Source organism: Arthrobacter sulfonylureivorans (assembly GCF_047607445.1).
Classification (GTDB): Bacteria; Actinomycetota; Actinomycetes; order Actinomycetales; family Micrococcaceae; genus Crystallibacter; species Crystallibacter sulfonylureivorans_A.
The window spans coordinates 34,621-50,098 of record NZ_JBLKRT010000029.1; the positions used below are offsets into that span (position 1 = coordinate 34,621).

Annotated in this window: 14 protein-coding genes; 5 read left to right on the forward strand and 9 right to left on the reverse strand. The window is 66.5% G+C overall.

All coding sequences use genetic code 11. The features are described from left to right. Positions 1-32: 32 nt before the first annotated feature. Complete coding sequence (locus ACMX2H_RS14110; RefSeq protein WP_414961217.1) at positions 33-1,055, reverse strand: universal stress protein; 1,023 nt, start codon at positions 1,053-1,055, stop codon at positions 33-35. Positions 1,056-1,251: 196 nt separating this feature from the next. Here ACMX2H_RS14110 and ACMX2H_RS14115 point away from each other — a divergent pair, with 196 nt between their 5' ends. Next, positions 1,252-1,902: an FAD-dependent monooxygenase gene (locus ACMX2H_RS14115; RefSeq protein WP_414961219.1), complete on the forward strand. Its 651-nt coding sequence runs from the start codon at positions 1,252-1,254 to the stop codon at positions 1,900-1,902. Positions 1,903-2,007: 105 nt separating this feature from the next. Next, a complete protein-coding gene (locus ACMX2H_RS14120; RefSeq protein WP_414961221.1) occupies positions 2,008-3,477 on the forward strand; it encodes an NCS2 family permease in 1,470 nt (489 codons plus the stop codon). 127 nt (positions 3,478-3,604) lie between these two features. On the opposite strand, the gene ACMX2H_RS14125 is transcribed toward ACMX2H_RS14120, so the two are convergent. Beyond that, positions 3,605-4,996, reverse strand: coding sequence for an MFS transporter (locus ACMX2H_RS14125; protein ID WP_414961223.1), 1,392 nt, complete (start codon positions 4,994-4,996; stop codon positions 3,605-3,607). Between the two features lie 160 nt (positions 4,997-5,156). Here ACMX2H_RS14125 and ACMX2H_RS14130 point away from each other — a divergent pair, with 160 nt between their 5' ends. Continuing rightward, positions 5,157-6,077 (forward strand): LysR family transcriptional regulator, encoded by a 921-nt coding sequence (locus ACMX2H_RS14130; protein WP_414961225.1) that lies wholly within the window; start codon positions 5,157-5,159, stop codon positions 6,075-6,077. Positions 6,078-6,387: 310 nt separating this feature from the next. Here ACMX2H_RS14130 and ACMX2H_RS14135 read toward each other — a convergent pair whose 3' ends face one another. The 3 genes from ACMX2H_RS14135 to ACMX2H_RS14145 are packed head-to-tail and all read right to left on the reverse strand — an operon-like array spanning position 6,388 to position 8,282. Further along, positions 6,388-7,245 carry a spermidine synthase gene (locus tag ACMX2H_RS14135; RefSeq protein WP_414961227.1) on the reverse strand — a complete coding sequence of 286 codons (858 nt, stop codon included), beginning with the start codon at positions 7,243-7,245 and terminating at the stop codon, positions 6,388-6,390. A 3-nt stretch (positions 7,246-7,248) separates the two neighbouring features. Further along, entirely contained in the window at positions 7,249-7,956 is a 708-nt protein-coding gene (locus ACMX2H_RS14140; protein WP_414961228.1) for an O-methyltransferase, read from the reverse strand. Next, positions 7,953-8,282 (reverse strand): thiamine-binding protein, encoded by a 330-nt coding sequence (locus ACMX2H_RS14145; protein WP_136785640.1) that lies wholly within the window; start codon positions 8,280-8,282, stop codon positions 7,953-7,955. Before ACMX2H_RS14145 ends, ACMX2H_RS14140 begins: the two co-directional genes overlap by 4 nt. Positions 8,283-8,499: 217 nt before the next feature. Between ACMX2H_RS14145 and ACMX2H_RS14150 the strand changes: the two genes are divergently transcribed. Next, the gene (locus ACMX2H_RS14150) at positions 8,500-9,450 is read left to right on the forward strand and encodes a zinc-binding dehydrogenase (RefSeq protein ID WP_414961230.1); all 951 of its coding nucleotides are present in this window, start codon (positions 8,500-8,502) and stop codon (positions 9,448-9,450) included. A 127-nt stretch (positions 9,451-9,577) separates the two neighbouring features. Here the strand turns inward: ACMX2H_RS14150 and ACMX2H_RS14155 are convergent, their stop codons facing one another. From ACMX2H_RS14155 to ACMX2H_RS14170, 4 genes are all read right to left on the reverse strand, one after another. Continuing rightward, positions 9,578-9,889: an AzlD domain-containing protein gene (locus ACMX2H_RS14155; protein WP_136785638.1), complete on the reverse strand. Its 312-nt coding sequence runs from the start codon at positions 9,887-9,889 to the stop codon at positions 9,578-9,580. Next, positions 9,886-10,698 carry an AzlC family ABC transporter permease gene (locus ACMX2H_RS14160; protein WP_414961233.1) on the reverse strand — a complete coding sequence of 271 codons (813 nt, stop codon included), beginning with the start codon at positions 10,696-10,698 and terminating at the stop codon, positions 9,886-9,888. The genes ACMX2H_RS14155 and ACMX2H_RS14160 overlap by 4 nt, the downstream gene beginning before the upstream one ends. Positions 10,699-10,790: 92 nt before the next feature. Continuing rightward, on the reverse strand, positions 10,791-13,040 hold the full coding sequence (locus ACMX2H_RS14165) for a glycoside hydrolase family 15 protein (RefSeq protein ID WP_414961235.1): 2,250 nt from the start codon (positions 13,038-13,040) through the stop codon (positions 10,791-10,793). A gap of 54 nt (positions 13,041-13,094) precedes the next feature. After that, positions 13,095-13,961, reverse strand: coding sequence for a glycerophosphodiester phosphodiesterase family protein (locus tag ACMX2H_RS14170; protein WP_414961237.1), 867 nt, complete (start codon positions 13,959-13,961; stop codon positions 13,095-13,097). Positions 13,962-14,237: 276 nt separating this feature from the next. Here ACMX2H_RS14170 and ACMX2H_RS14175 point away from each other — a divergent pair, with 276 nt between their 5' ends. Further along, entirely contained in the window at positions 14,238-15,443 is a 1,206-nt protein-coding gene (locus tag ACMX2H_RS14175) for a DUF445 domain-containing protein (protein ID WP_414961263.1), read from the forward strand. Positions 15,444-15,478 lie beyond the last annotated feature (35 nt).

Genomic DNA, 15,478 nt, shown 5'->3' on the forward strand with positions numbered 1-15,478 from the left:
GCAGGTTCCGGGCCCAGCCCTTAATGCGATGCTTACTGGCCTTCGGCGTCCGGCAGCGGGCCGAAGTTCCGGCGGTCGTCCAGCCGCGGGTCGTGCTTGTCCGGGACCACCATGACCGGCCCCTTGGCGTGGTGCAGCACGCCTTGGCTGGTGGAGCCGAGCAGCATTCCGGCGAAGCCACCGCGGCCGCGCGTACCGACCACCAACAGTTCCGCCGTGCGGGTAGCCTCGATCAGGAGTTCCACCGGCGAACCGTCCTGCACCTCGCCGATGACGTGCAGGTTCGGGAAGTGGCTCTTGATCCAGGCCACGCCGGCGTCGAGCTGCTCGCGGATGTCTGAGTAGAGCGCCTCCCGGTCCAGCGGCGCGGGCACCCAGGCCAGCGAGCCGGTGAAGGGCGGCAGCGCGCAGACCAGCTTGAGCGGGTAGCCAAGCCGTTCCGCCTGCTCCGCGGCCACCAGGGTGGCATTGCGGGCCTGCTCGGACCCGTCGACGCCGACGACGACGACCCTCTCGATGTCCTCCGGCCGCACGGTCTGTTCCTTGGACCGCGGGACTTCGATCTCCAGGTCGCCGAGCCGGGGGGCACAGGCCAGCGGGATGGTCACGGTGGGGCACTCGGCGTGGGCCGGGACGGCGCTGCTGACCGACCCGAGCAACCTGCCCATGAAGCCGCCGCGTCCGCGCGTGCCGACCACTATGAGTTCGGCCTGCTCGGAGAGCTCCAACAGGACGCCGGCCGCATCGCCGGTTTCCACACGGGAGTCCACGTCGAGGTTGTAGCCTTCGATTTTCGCCACCGCCTGCTCGAGCACGGCTTCGGCACCTTCGCGGATGACCGAATCATCCAGCGTGGCATAGCCGGCATCCATGCTCGATGCGGCAAAGACCGCAACGGTGTAGGCGGTCACGACATGCAGTGGGGTCCGGCGCCGCTGCGCCTCCTCAGCAGCCCAAACCAACGCGCAGATGCTCTGGTCGGAGCCATCGACTCCGACGACGATGCCGCGTGGTGCGGCACCCTGTCCGGCGCTTCCGGCAGTGGCTTCTGTCATTCGTTCCGCCTCCCTCAACGTAGCACTGGCTCCCTCGCCAGCTACCCTCAGCTTACTCTGCAACAAAGCCCTTCTCAGTGGCCGGAAAGTTATGTAGGCTTCGATGAAATTACTTGTTGAACAACAGTTTCACAACGCGTTGCGGGCGGTCCGTTCGCCGTCCGAGGTTCTCCCTACCGTTCAAGGAGTCCGTGCATTGAGTGGCGCTTCTTCCCCAGAGGTTCCGACCGAGTACACCACCACGGTGGTTATTGGCTCCGGCCTGCCCGGATTGGCGGTGGCCAGTGAACTGAGCCGCCGGGGCGTGTCCTCAATCGTTGTGGAGGGTCTGCTCTCGCAGTCCTCCGACCCCAGTCGCCGGTCACCGTTGCCAGACTCGTCGGACCGCGGCGAACGCAATGACCTACTGCGGCTGCTGCAGGCCTACGCCGCGAGCCATGAGCTCGACATTCGGCGCAGCACCTTTGCCTGCGGAGTCAGCCGGACCTCGGGGAAAGGCGCTCCCGCCCTGCAGTTGGACCCGCACTCTGGAGCACTCGAGGCACGCACGGCCCGCGTTCCTTCGATCAGCCGGGACAGCGCGCAGCGCTGGGTCATCCGCACCGAACGCGGGCTGCTGGTCGCCGATTCCGTGGTCCTGACTGGCTGCGCACAGAACCAGATGCGGCGGCTGCTGCGTAGCCTGGGCATCGCGGCAGGACAAAACGCTGTGGCTGTCCTGAACGCCATCGGCTTGTACCTGGTGGGCGTCGCAGACCTGCTGGCCCCGAGCACCCGGGAGATCATCCGGCAGGCAAAAGTGGCGGGAAATGCCATCGCTTCCTCCGGCCGCACGGCCGTCGCCTGACCCTCCGAAGCCAAGCGCCGCCGTCGTACGCCCCTGCACGCTGCAGGAGCGTAGAATTTTGGGGAAACTTCCAACTATGCCACTCACCCGTGGAGGACATTCCCCATGCCCGCAAAGGCAGCAGTAGCCGACAAGACTTCGGTGCTCGACCGATACTTCGAGATCACCAAGCGCGGCTCCAACTATTCACGTGAAATCCGCGGCGGTCTGGCCACGTTCTTCGCGATGAGCTACATCGTGGTGCTGAACCCGCTGATCCTGGGCGGCGCCGATTCGACCGGAGCCATGCTTGGCGCCGAACGCGTCGCAGCGGTGACGGCCCTGGTGGCCGGCGTGCTGACGATTGCCATGGGCGCGTGGGCCAAGTACCCGTTCGCTCTGGCGACCGGGTTGGGTGTCAACGCCTTCGTCGCTATCACGGTTGCTACGAATCCAGGCCTGACCTGGCCGGACGTCATGGGCCTGGTGGTGCTCTCCGGTATCACCATGCTGATCCTGGTACTCACCGGGTTCCGGACCGCGGTGTTCAACGCCGTACCGCAAAGCCTGAAGACGGCCATTGTGGTGGGCATCGGCATGTTCATCGCCCTGATCGGTCTGGTCAACGCCGGCTTCATCCGACGCATTCCGGACGCGGCGGGCACCACAGTTCCGGTGGGCCTCGGGTTCGACGGCGTGCTGCTGGGCTGGCCGACGCTGGTCTTCATTTTCGGCCTGATCCTGACCATCGCCCTGGTGGTGCGCAAGGTCAAGGGCGGCATCCTGCTCGGCGTGCTGTCCGCTACTGTGCTCGCGGTGATCATCGAAGCCGTGGCCAACGTCGGACCTTCAGTGGGCCCCGACGGCTTCAACCCGCAGGGCTGGTCCCTGGTAGTGCCCGAACTGCCGACCGGCAGCTGGGTGGGGCTGCCCGACCTGAGCCTGGTCGGCCAGGTCAGCATTTTCGGCTCCTTCGGTACGCTGGGCTTCACGGCCGCATCCCTGCTGGCCTTCGCGATCCTGCTGAGCATCTTCTTCGACGCCATGGGCACCATGGTGGGCCTGGCCAATGAGGCCGGCCTGACCGACAAGCAGGGCAACATTCCGCACGTGGACCGGGTGCTGATCGTCGACGCCGTGGGTGCCGTTGCCGGTGGTGCCGCATCGGTCTCCTCCAACCAGATCTACGTGGAATCCGGCGCAGGCATCGGCGAAGGTGCGCGCACCGGCCTGGCCAACGTCGTGACCGGGCTGCTGTTCCTGCTGGCCATGTTCTTCACACCGCTGATCTCGCTGGTGCCCTTCGAGGCAGTGGCGCCGGCGCTCGTCGTCGTCGGGTTCATGATGGTGTCCCAGGTGGGCAAGATCGATTGGTCCGACTGGGGCGTGGCCATCCCTGCCTTCCTGACCTTCACCCTGATGCCGTTCACCTATTCCATTGCGAACGGCCTGGGTGCGGGCTTCATCGCCTACGTGCTGGTGCGCACCTTCCAGGGCCGGGCCCGGGAGATCCACCCGCTGATGTGGATCGTGGCCGCTGCCTTCGTGCTCTTCTTCGGTATCGGGCCGATCGAACAGCTGATTGGCTTCCGCTGATCAACCGCTGCTCCCTGAACGGCTAAGGGACCGGTGCCCGCCCCCCAACGGGCGGCACCGGTCCCTTTTGCTTGCCTGGTGAAGTGTTGCCTTGGGCTTAACCCGGGCGGCCAAGCCCTGCTTCCGCCTAGGCCTGGGCCCGCACTTCGGATCCGGTCTGGGCCGCGATGTCGGCCCGGTCGAGGTCGCGCAGCGAGGCTCCCTTGGTTTCACGTGCGAAGTACACCGCCACGATGGTGATGAGGGAAGCGACCACGAGGTACAGCGCAATCGGCAGCCAGTGCTGGAAGTCCTTCAGCAGCGTGGCGGCGATGATCGGGGCCAGCGAGCCGGCGAAGATCGACGTGACCTGGTAGCCCAGCGAGACACCGGAGTAGCGCATCCGGGTGGGGAACATCTCGGCCATGATGGCTGGCTGTCCGGCATACATCAGGCCGTGTACGGCAAGGCCCAGGAAGATCGCGGCCAGGATGATGATCGGGTTCTGCGTGTCGAACATCGGGAAGGCGACGAAGGCCCAGACGCCCGACAGCACGGCGCCTGCCATGTACACCGGCCGGCGGCCGATGGTGTCCGAGAGCCGCCCGTAGAACGGAATCACCACAAAGTGGAAGGCGTGCGCCAGGATCAGCAGGCCCAGCACGGTGGTGACGTCGAAGTCGTGCACGGTCTTCAGGTAGGTAATGGAGAACGCCACCACGATGTAGTAGATGATGTTCTCGGCGACGCGCAGGCCCATGGCGGTGAAGACACCGCGCGGGTAACGCTTCATCACTTCCACCACACCGTAGGAGGTGGACTTGACCTTGGCGGCCTCTGCCTGGGCTTCCAGGAAGATCGGCGCTTCGGTGACCTTGGTGCGGATGTAGTAGCCCACAATCACAATGACGGCGGAGAGCCAGAAGGCAACGCGCCAGCCCCAGGCCAGGAACTCGGCGTCGGACAGGACAGTGGACATGATCCACAGCACTACGGTGGCCAACATGTTGCCCATCGGCACGCCGGCCTGGGGCCAGGATGCCCAGAACCCGCGCTTGGCTGCCGGGCTGTGCTCGGCGACCAGCAGCACTGCGCCGCCCCATTCGCCGCCGATGGCAAAGCCCTGGATGAACCGCAGCGCCACAAGCAGGCCCGGCGCCCAGTAACCGATCTGGTCGAATCCTGGCAGGCAGCCCATCAGGAAGGTGGCTGCGCCGATCAGGATGATGCTCAACTGCAGCAGTTTCTTCCGGCCCACCTTGTCACCAAAGTGGCCGAAGACAATGCCGCCGAGCGGCCGGGCGATGAAGCCAACGGCGAAGGTGACGAAGGCTGCGATGATCGCATCCAGTTCGGTACCGGCGTCCGGGAAGAACAGGGCGCCGAAGACCAGGGTGGCCGCCGTTGCGTAGAGGAAGAATTCGTACCATTCAACGACCGTGCCGGCCATGGAAGCCGTGACAACCTTGCGCAGGACCGACGGCGGCGACTCGTGTGAGGTGCCGGATCCGGGTCCGGTGGGGGTAGCGTGGGCGCTCATCTTTCTCCTTGCGTGGCGTGCGGATACTGCAGGTGCGGGGCCTCCGGAGTGTCCCGGCAGGCCTGTGAGTGAGGTCACAATGCGACCACCCTGAGTATTCCCTCTAACCGCGTGTGCATCAATGGCAAAGTTTGCAGATCGGGTCTGCGAAAATGCAGATATGACCTCCGCGCCCTTGCCCGCTAACCCGGACGATCTGATCATCCTGCTCGCCGTTGCCCGCACCGGCAGGTATACCTCCGCAGCCGAACACCTGGGCCTGAACCACACCACGGTCTCCCGCCGGATCACTGCCCTGGAGAATTCCTTGGGCGGCCGCGCCTTCTCGCGGGCGCCGGGTGGCTGGGAACTGACCGATCTTGGCCGCAAGGCGGCGGCAGTGGCAGAACGGATCGAGGAGTCGCTGGCCGGGCTAAACCGCGCACCGGATGAGGCAGACCAACTGACCGGTGTGGTGCGAATGTCCGCGACCGACGGCTTCAGTGCCTTCGTCGCCGCGCCGGCGATTGCCCGACTGCAGCAGGACCACCCCAAGCTCAGCGTGGAGATCGTGACCGCTGCCCGGCGGGCTTCACAGCACCGGCCGGGCCTGGATTTCGAAGTGGTCGTCGGACGGCCGCAGGTCAACCGGGCCCGATCCATCCGGCTGGGCAGCTATGTCTTGGGTCTGTACGGTTCCCGCGACTACCTGGCCAAACATGGCACGCCGGACACTGTCCGCGCGGCAATGAACCATCCGCTGGTGTACTTCATCGATTCGATGCTGCAGGTGGACGATCTGGACGCCCCGCGCCGGCTGCTGCCCGCAATGGCCACCGCCCTCGGCTCCACCAATGTGTTCGTCCATGTGGAGGCCACCCGCGCCGGCGCCGGCCTGGGCCTGCTGCCCTGTTTCATGGCTAACCAGCATCCGGACCTGGTCCGGATCTTGCCGGAGGAATTGGAGGAGCGCCTCGGTTACTGGCTCGTGGCTCGCCCGGACTCGCTGCGGCAACCAGCCGTGGCCGCCGTCGTCGATGTGCTCAGACGAGAGGCCCGCAGCCGGGAGGCAGAGCTGCTGGGACGAACGGCGCACGGCTGAGGGGACCCGGCCAACCGCCGGTGAAAAGCTCTGGTGAAAGGATTCAAGAGACCGAGATGCCGGGCACTGGACCTAACTTGGGGGGATTAGGTTGTCAGCACCCGGCATCCGGCGCCGGACCAAGTCCGGCTGAGCAGACATAGCGCTCCAGCCACCATCCATAGTGTCGAAGCCGTTTTTTCTATGCCTGCCTCCGGAGAGCCAACCGCAAGCGGCCCGCTCCCGGGCCTAATACGGCCGCCGATCGGCCGTTCGCTCTCCATCTTACAAACATTTTCCAGCCGAAGTCATAACGTTCCAGGAAAGGCAGCTAATTGACCGGCGGGTCTTGCCTGATCGCCGATCCTCTGCAAAACTGCGCTATTTTTGCCCCATCCCACAGCTGGGCCGGGACCGCGCCGTGCAGCAGTTCACGGATCAACGCCGGGCCGGTCTCCAACGGCTCGTCACTGGCAGCGATCACCACGTTGCCGTGCCGCCGGCCCTTGAGCATCGGCGGATCGGCGATCATCACCAGGTGTTCGAAAACCTCACCGATGGTCGCCGCCTCCTCGCGCGCCCCGGCCAATTGGGGTGTATCGCCGCAGTTCACCAGGTAGACCCCGCCGGGCGAGAGCACGCGCCGCACCGCCCGGGTGAATTCCAGCGTGGTCAACCCGTCCGGCGTGGTGCTGCCGGCAAAAACATCCCGGATCAACAGGTCCCTGCTGCCTTCGCTCAGCGATTCGGTCACCGCCCGCGCTTCGCCCACCCTGATCCGCACCAGCGGCGCCCGCGGGATGTCGAACCAGCGCCGCACCAAGTCGGCCAGCTTCGCGTCGATCTCGACAACCACCTGCCGGGCCTGCGGATAGGCGGCCGCCAAGTAGCGCGCCATCGAGCAGGCCCCGCCACCCAGATGAAGGACGCGCAGCTTTGCCTCGGCCTCCCAGCGGGATCCGATCAGCGCCGCCATCCAGCGCATGTACTCAAAGTCCAGGCGCAGCGGATCACCGACCACCACATGGGAGGACTGGACGCCGTTGATCTTGAGCAGCCAGCTGTCCGCGGATTCCGGTTCCCGGATCAGCTCGGCCGTCCCGGAGGAAATCTCGTAGCGTCCTTCCGCCGGCCCGCGGGACGCCTCCGGCTCCCGGGCCTCGTCGGCCCGGGTACTTCTCCGCCCCATCGATTACTTGACCAGAGCCAGCGCGAAACCGTCCCAGCCCTTGCCGCCCACGGTCTGGATGGCGGTGGCGTCCAGGCGTTCGTCGGAGCCCAGCAGCGCCAGCGCATCGCGGGTCCCGCGGATGTCGCGGTCCTGCGTGCTGCCACCGGACCCGTCGGCCAGCACCTGCCCGGAGCGAACCACGTTGTCCACCACAATCAGGCTGCCCGGACGCGTCAACTTCAGCGCCCACTCGACATAATTCCGGTTGTTTTCCTTGTCCGCGTCAATGAACACCAGATCGAAGGGCCCGGCATTCTCGGCGGCCAGTGCGGGCAGCGTTTCCAGCGCCGCACCAACGCGGATGCTGACCTTCTCCCCGACGCCGGCTGCGTCCAGATTCCGCCGGGCGACTTCGGCGTGATGCGGTTCGTACTCGCAGCTGACCACTTCGCCGCCATCCAGCACTCCGCGGGCCAACCAGATGGTGCTGTACCCGCCGAGCGTGCCAATCTCCAGCGCCTTGCGTGCACCGGTCAGTTTGGCCAGCAGCATCAGCAGTTTTCCCTGCGGCGCACTGACCTCGATGGCCGGCAAGCCCTCCCGGTCGGCGCTCTCCCGAGCCGACACTTGCGCCGGATCCTCGCCCACCAAGGTGACCGTCAGATAGTCTTCGACCGCTGTCCAGGCTTCGGCCCGATCGGCGTCCTGCATGCCGCGCTCTTGGCTCACTTCTGCTCCTGCTCGGTGACGGCCGCTTCCAGCCGCTCCACCTTGCCGGAGAGTTCGCCGTAGTAGCCCGGCCGGATATCCGCCTTGAGCACCAGCGACACCCGTGAGCCGTACAGGCCGACGGCCTCGGTGGCTCGCTTGACGACGTCCATGACCTCGTCCCATTCGCCCTCGATGGTGGTGAACATGGCGTCGGTCTTGTTCGGCAGGCCCGATTCCCGGACCACCCGGACCGCCGCGGCAACGGCGTCGTGCACCGAAGCGTCGTGGGGCGCGGGGCCGGCCGTGGGAACGCCGGAGGGTGCAACAGAGAAGGCTACAAGCATGGCTTCAGTCTTCCACAGGGCCACAGCCAAGGACAGGTCCGCCGTCACCTGCCGCAATCGGCGGGAAATCGGGACACCGCCGGAGGGTGACGGACGATACATGCATATACATGGAAATTGCGGATGGGCCGGGCTACGGTGGCAATAGGGCCACGAGCCCTACCGCTCCGGCGGACCCTCCGGAGCGAAACGCTAGAAACGCGCTACAGGAGAACCCATGAAAGCCTGGCAGTTCACCAACACCCACGAGCCCCTCGTGCTGACCGACGTCGACGAGCCCACAGCCGCCCCCGGTGGTGTGGTCGTTGATATCAAGTCCGCGGGCTTGTGCCACTCCGACGTCGGCATGCTGGAGGACGAGGGGTGGCTCTCCACGCTGGCCAAACGGCCCATCACCCTGGGCCACGAAGTCGCCGGGGTCATCACCGAGGTTGGCGACGGCGTGACCGAGTGGAAGATCGGTGACCGGGTTGGCTTCTGCCCCACCACGTCCGCGGGCGCTCCCGGCTACGCGTTCGACGGCGGCTTCTCTTTCAAGGCTGCAATTGACCAGGAGGCACTGGTCCGCATTCCGGACAACGTGAGCTTCTCGCAGGGCGCGGCCGGCACCGATGCCGGCATGACCAGCCACCACGCTGTTATCGCCAACGGACAGGTCAAGGCCGGCGACAAGGTCGGCATCATCGGCTTCGGCGGCCTGGGCTCCATCGGCGCGCGCGTGGCGGTGCTGGCCGGAGCGGAGGTCTACATCGCCGAGGTCAACGAGAAGATCTGGGACCAGGCCCGCGAGGTCGGCGCCAAGGACGTGGCCAAGTCCATCGCGGAGTTCAAGGAGATCGGTCTGGACGTCGTCGTGGACTTCGCCGGTTTCGGCACTACCACTGCCGAGGCCATCGAGACGGTCCGCCGCGGCGGCCGCGTGGTCCAGGTGGGCATGGGCCGGCTGGAATCCACCATCAGCACCAAGACCCTGATTCTGTCCGAGGTCACCCTGGTTGGCTCGCAGGGCGGCACCAAGGAGGACGTACAAGGGGTCTACGACTACTTCGCCACCGGCAAGCTCAACCCCACGCTCACCGAGATCACCTTCGACGAGATCCCGGAGGGCCTGGAGAAACTCAAGAAGGGTGAAGTCGTCGGCCGGCTGGTCGCCAAGATCGCTGACTGACTCCGAACCGATTAATTGACGACGGCGGTGCGCACCGCCGTCGTCAATCCGCCTTAACGCCGCCTCCCCTTAGGCCGACGCCCTCTTGAATGCGGCACACCTGCCGGCCGGTGAGGGCAGGCCGGGGCTACCCCCAGCCAGCCAGCCGGAGCAGGGCGGCCGCGGCGGCTCCGGCAATCACCACCACCAGGAAGGGCGCGCGCAACAACAGGGCGACGGCGGCGGCCAGCAGGGCACCGAGCCGGGCGTCGAACACCAACTGCTGGCCGGTGGAGAAGGTGTTGACCACGGTCAGCGAGGCGAGCAGCCCGATGGTCATGGTGGCGGCGATGCGCGACATCCGCTGGTTCTTCATCCACTTGGCCGGCACCAAGTAGCCCGCCAGCTTGGTCAGGTAGGAGATGGCGCAGGCGAGCAGAATCCAGATCCACAGGCTCACGGTGCGTCCTTTCCGTCTGTGCTGTCCGCGGGGCCGCCGTCCTGCCCGGTGCTGCGGCGCTCGGACTCGGCGAGCGAGTGGGCTCCGTCGTGCTCGCTGTACGGTTCGGCGTAGGGCTCGATGTCCGGAGCCATTCCGGCGGGCACTGGTTTGTGCGTGAACCAGCCGATGGCCGCCGCGACGGCTGCGGCCACCAGGATGGGCACGCCGCTGGGAACGAACGGCACCGCCAGCAGCGTGGCCAGGGCGCACACCACGGCGATGGCCGCCGGTTCTTTGCCTTTCAGCCGCGGCCAGAGCAGGGCCAGGAAGGCCGCGACGGCGGCCCCGTCCAGGCCCCACTGCTTCGGATCCCCCAGCGCGTTGCCGGCCAGCGCACCCACCAGGGTGAACAGATTCCAGAGCAGGAATATACCTACCCCGGCGGTCCAAAAACCGCGCCGGCGCTCGTCCGGGTCCTCTTGGCCGGACGCCGTGGCGGTGGACTCGTCGATGGTCACCTGGGCCGCCAACGGACGCCGCCAACTGCGCGGGGAGACCAGCGCATTCATCTGCATGCCGTAAATGCCGTTGCGGATGCCCAGCAAGGCAGAAGCCGTCATCGCGGCCAGTCCGGTGCCGCCGCCGCCAATCACGCCAATGAAGGCAAACTGGGAGCCGCCACTGAACAGCAGCAGGCTCAGCGCCATGGTCTGCCAAAGATCCAGTCCGGACGTCACGGACAGCGCACCGAAGGAGACCCCGTACAGTCCGGTGGCGATGGAGATGGACAGCCCCACTTTGACGGCAGGGGACTGGAAAAACTTCACCCACCTACAGTAGCCGGGCAGCAGGGTGCGATGTCCCGCGGACGGGCAGCGCCGTCGTCGCACAGGTTAACGCAACGGGAGGAGCCGCTGGCCTACACCGCGTCCTGCGCGTGGCCGTTAATGGCGTCAGCCGCCCGAATCAGGGCCAGGTGCGAGAACGCCTGCGGGAAGTTGCCTGTCATCCGCTTGTTCACCGTGTCGTACTCTTCGGCCATCAGCCCCAGATCGTTCGCGTAACCCACCAGCCGGTCCATCAGGTCGCGCGCATCGCCAATCCGGCCGGAGCGGGCGTACTGCTCCACCAGCCAGAAACAGCAGGCCAGGAACGGGTGTTCACCCGGGGCCAGCCCGTCCATCCCGGAGGTGGTCCGGTAGCGCAGGATCAGTCCGTCCGCATCCACCAGCTCCTGCTCGAGCCGGGCCACGGTACCGAGCATCAGGTCGTCGTCGTACTTCACAAAGCCCACCTGCGGCAGCACCAGCAACGACGCATCCACTTCGGTGCTGTCGTAGCTCTGCGTGAAGGAGTTGATCTCCCGGTTGAAGCCGTGCTCCATGACCTCCTCACGCAGCCGGTCCCGCAGCTCCGTCCACCGCACGGCCTTGCCGTCCAGTCCGTGCTCCCGGACGGCGCGAACGCCGCGGTCAAAGGCGGCCCACATCATCACCCGGGAGTGCGTAAAGTACCGCCGGGGCCCGCGCATCTCCCAGATGCCCTGGTCCTTCTCGTCGAAGTGTTTCTCGATGTAGTGCAGCATGGCCTTCTGCAGCGGCCAGGAGAAGTGGTCCTCGGTGCCGCCCAGGTTGCGCAGTTTTTCCAGCGCCACCATGACCTCGCCGATCACGTCCGCCTGGTACTGGCACACCGCCCCGTTGCCCACCCGGACCGGCACGGAACCTTCGTAGCCCGGCAGGTGCTCGATGATGCGCTCCTGGAGATCGCGTTCACCGGCCACGCCGTACATGATCTGCAGGTCTTCCGGATCGCCGGCCACCGCGCGCAGCAGCCAGTTGCGCCATTGCAGCGCCTCGTTTTCATAGCCGTGCGTCATCATCGACTCCAGCGTCAACGCCGCGTCGCGCAGCCAGACGTACCGGTAGTCCCAGTTCCGTTCCCCGCCGAAGGACTCCGGCAGCGAGGTGGTCGGCGCGGCAACGATTCCGCCTGTGGTCTCGTGCGTCATGGCGCGCAGCACCAGCAGCGAACGCTTGACCATGCCGTGGTGGTCCCCCTGCGGCGGGAATTGTGAGCACCAGTTCTGCCAGAAATTCACCGTCTGATCCAGGGCTGCATCGACGTCGATCATCGGCGGGACGGCCTGGTGGGAGGGAAACCAGCACAGCTCGTAGTCGATCTTCTCGCCGGCTTTGATGGTGAATTCGCCCTGGTGCCGGCGTTCCGAGGCGCGCGGCAGGTCGTCCCCGTGCAGCACCAGTGCATCCGGTCCGGCGATTGCGACGATCGATTCCTTCCCGCTCTCTTCGTCCTTGACCCGGTTCACCCAGGGGACCACGTCCCCGTAGTGGAACCGCATGATCAGCTCTTGCCGGATCTTCATCTCGCCGGACATGCCCTCGATCCGGCGCACCAGCGATGCCCTGCGGTCACCCACCGGCATGAACTCGGTGATCAGCGCCTCGCCCGTGCTGCTCTTCCACCGGGTCTGGAGCACGAAAGTGGACACAATATAGGTCCGCTTAACGACGACGGCGTGCGGCTCGCCTTCGGCTGCGGTGCCGCTGGGCTGGCGGTGATGCCGTGCGGGCCGCGGGTGGACCGGTGCCGTGGTTGCACCGTTGCTGTGCATGGCGTCCGCCGTGACGGGCTGCCCGGACCCCGATCCGGCCGGCGTCTCGGCCGTGGAACTGGTGGCGCCTCCGGAGGCTTCGGCGGTGCCGGCAGCGTCCTCGGATGCTCCGGCTCCATTGGTTGCCCCGGGTGTTTGGGCCGCGTGGGCTGCCCCGCCCGTACCGGCCGCCTCTTCGGCCTGTTCGGTGGCGGAGGACGCGTGGGTTTCCGGATCCGAGGAGACTGCTTCGTTGTGTTCCTGGGTGGAAACCGGGTGCTGGCGCTGCTGGGCTTCCAACGGGTCGTTGCTCTGTGCCCCCTCCGGGCCAGTGCCCATTGGCTCGCCGGTTTGGGGCCGCGCGCCGTCCGGGGCCAGCAGCCAGCGGCCGTGTCCGGGGCCGCCCAATAGCGCGGAGAAGACGGAGGGCGAGTCGAAGCGGGGCAGGCAGAGCCAGTCCATGCTCCCGGACCGCGACACCAACACTCCCGTGTGCAGATCCGATATCAGTGCATAATCCTCAATCGGAGATGCCATGCACCAAATAAACCACAAAGGCCATGGTTGCGGCAGAGGCCTTCGGCAGGCTCTTTGCCCGCGGGGGCGGTCCTAGACGTGGGCTGTCTCGAGTTGCCGGCGGACCTCGGCCGGACGGTTGGTGGTGATCTCGCCGAAGCCCAGGTCCCGGCACAGCTTCACGTCCTGCGGATCGTCCACCGTCCAGACGCGGAACTGCATACCGGCCTCCAGCCAGCGGCGGATCAGCGGCAGATGCGAGCGCACGTAGTCCACGCCGGGTCCGGCCAGACCCACGCGGTGTTCTTCGATCAGCCCTTCGCCTTCGGACAGCGCGCGCCGCAGCAGTCCCGCCACCGCACCGACGGTCAGCTCGCCCATCATCAGGCTGGCCTTGAGTTCCTCGGCGTCGATGTCGTCCAGCAGCTGGCAGAGGTACTCGCCGGGCATGTTGTCGGCCAGGTACTTCACCGCGTCCGGGTGGAAGCTCATGAAGCTCATCTGGATGTTGTCCAGCCGCGAGGTCTCCGGGTCCCAGCCCTCTGCCATCAGGTACTTGAGCAGTTCGTCCTCCAGCTCCTGCCCGTACGGACTGGGGTGCTTGAGCTCCACGGCCAGGCCCAGCGGCCGTCCGGCGGCCCGCATCAGGTCCACCAGGTCGTCGAGCGTGACCAGTTGGTCCGCGGTGCCGCCGTATTCGGGCGGGATCGGCACGCCTTTCCAGGAACTGACGTCCAGCTGCAGCAACTCATCCAGGGTGTGGTCGGAAACGTTGCCGGTGCCGTTGGAGGTGCGGTCCAGTGTGAAGTCGTGGAAGCAGACCAGCCGGCGGTCCTTGGTCAGGTGGACGTCGCACTCGATCCCGTCGGCGCCGTCGGCAATGGCCTGCAGATAGGCGGCGCGGGTGTTCTCCGCATACTGCTCGCTGGAACCGCGGTGAGCGTAGATCCTCTGGGGCATGAATTCACCGTACGCGATGACCGGACAACCGGGACCGCCGTAGGGTTGACTGAAGGGTGAACGGTCGATGATCGTTCGGCGATTCGGTTCGGAGGCAACATGGGCACTCAGACGGGCGGCGGCGTCGCACCCGACACTGCGGACGGGCGTACGGATGGGCCGAGGGACGAGCCGGTGAGCGGACGGGCGGCGGGGAGCACGCGCGGAGGCGGGCCATACGGCGGCAGCCGCAGCGCTGGTCTGACGGACAGCGACCGCGCCGCCGCGCTGCGCCGGATGAAGCTGCTGGCCACCGGCCTGCTGGTGGTCCTGGCCCTGGTCTTCATGGTCTCCTTCGCCCTGCAGGAAAGCTATCCGTGGCTGGGCTACGTCCGGGCCGCGGCCGAGGGCGGCATGGTGGGTGCGCTGGCCGACTGGTTCGCGGTGACCGCTCTGTTCAAGCACCCGATGGGGCTCAAGATCCCCCACACGGCCATCATTCCGCGCCGCAAGGACCAGATCGGGGCGAGCCTGGGCCAGTTCGTGGAGGAGAACTTCCTGGCCGAGGACGTGGTGAAGGCCAAGATCGGCTCGCTTGGCATCACCGCCAAGGCGGGGCTCTGGTTGGAACGGCCGGAGAACACCGAACGGGTTGCCCGCGAGGGAGCCACGGCCATCCGCGGGGCCCTGCAGGTGCTCAACGACGAGGACGTCCAGGAACTCATCGAGTCGCTGGCCCGCCGGCACCTGCTGGACCCGCCGTGGGGTCCGCCGCTGGGTCGGCTGGCCGAGCATGTGCTGCGCGACGGCCACCACCTGAAGCTGGTGGATCTGCTGCTGGACCGCGCCGCCGACTGGGTACTCGACAACCAGGAGACCGTGGCGCGGCTGGTCTCCGACCGCTCGCCGACCTGGGTGCCGCAGTTCGTGGATTCGTTGGTCGGCGACAAGGTCCATCTGGAGCTGTACAAGTTCATCCTTGCCGTGCAGGCCGACCCGGAGCATCCGATGCGCCGGCAGTTGGACACCTACCTCAACTCCCTGGCCCAGGATCTGCAGCACGACCCCGAAATGATGGCGCGGGTCGAAGCGATCAAACACAATGCGCTGGGCGATCCCGAAGTGCGGGCACTAGCAACCCGCACGTGGGAGACGCTCAAAACCTCGCTGCTGGAGGCAGTGGACGATCCGCAGAGCGAGTTGAGCCTGGCATTCAAGCGGGCAGTAGCGGACTTCGGCCACCGGTTGGCGACCGACGCCGAACTGGCGGCAAAAATCGACGGCTGGATCGAGGAAGCGGCCGGGTACCTGGTCCGGACCTACCGTTCACAAATCGCCAGCGTCATTACCGAGACGGTCGAGCGCTGGGACGCGCAGGAGACGTCGCGCAAGATCGAACTTCAAGTGGGCCGGGACCTGCAGTTCATCCGGATCAACGGCACCGTGGTCGGTTCACTGGCCGGGCTGACGATCTTCACCGTGGCCACCGCCATCTTCGGCTAACCGCTGCCCGCCGCACAACGGGGAGCGCTCCCATT

What these genes read in the sequence shown, in the direction of transcription:
- ACMX2H_RS14110 (WP_414961217.1), bottom strand. Translation starts at nt 1,055, where the DNA reads ATGACAGAAGCCACTGCCGGAAGCGCCGGACAGGGTGCCGCACCACGC.
- ACMX2H_RS14120 (WP_414961221.1), top strand. Translation starts at nt 2,008, where the DNA reads ATGCCCGCAAAGGCAGCAGTAGCCGACAAGACTTCGGTGCTCGACCGA.
- ACMX2H_RS14125 (WP_414961223.1), bottom strand. Translation starts at nt 4,996, where the DNA reads ATGAGCGCCCACGCTACCCCCACCGGACCCGGATCCGGCACCTCACAC.
- ACMX2H_RS14130 (WP_414961225.1), top strand. Translation starts at nt 5,157, where the DNA reads ATGACCTCCGCGCCCTTGCCCGCTAACCCGGACGATCTGATCATCCTG.
- ACMX2H_RS14135 (WP_414961227.1), bottom strand. Translation starts at nt 7,245, where the DNA reads ATGGGGCGGAGAAGTACCCGGGCCGACGAGGCCCGGGAGCCGGAGGCG.
- ACMX2H_RS14145 (WP_136785640.1), bottom strand. Translation starts at nt 8,282, where the DNA reads ATGCTTGTAGCCTTCTCTGTTGCACCCTCCGGCGTTCCCACGGCCGGC.
- ACMX2H_RS14150 (WP_414961230.1), top strand. Translation starts at nt 8,500, where the DNA reads ATGAAAGCCTGGCAGTTCACCAACACCCACGAGCCCCTCGTGCTGACC.
- ACMX2H_RS14170 (WP_414961237.1), bottom strand. Translation starts at nt 13,961, where the DNA reads ATGCCCCAGAGGATCTACGCTCACCGCGGTTCCAGCGAGCAGTATGCG.
- ACMX2H_RS14175 (WP_414961263.1), top strand. Translation starts at nt 14,238, where the DNA reads ATGAAGCTGCTGGCCACCGGCCTGCTGGTGGTCCTGGCCCTGGTCTTC.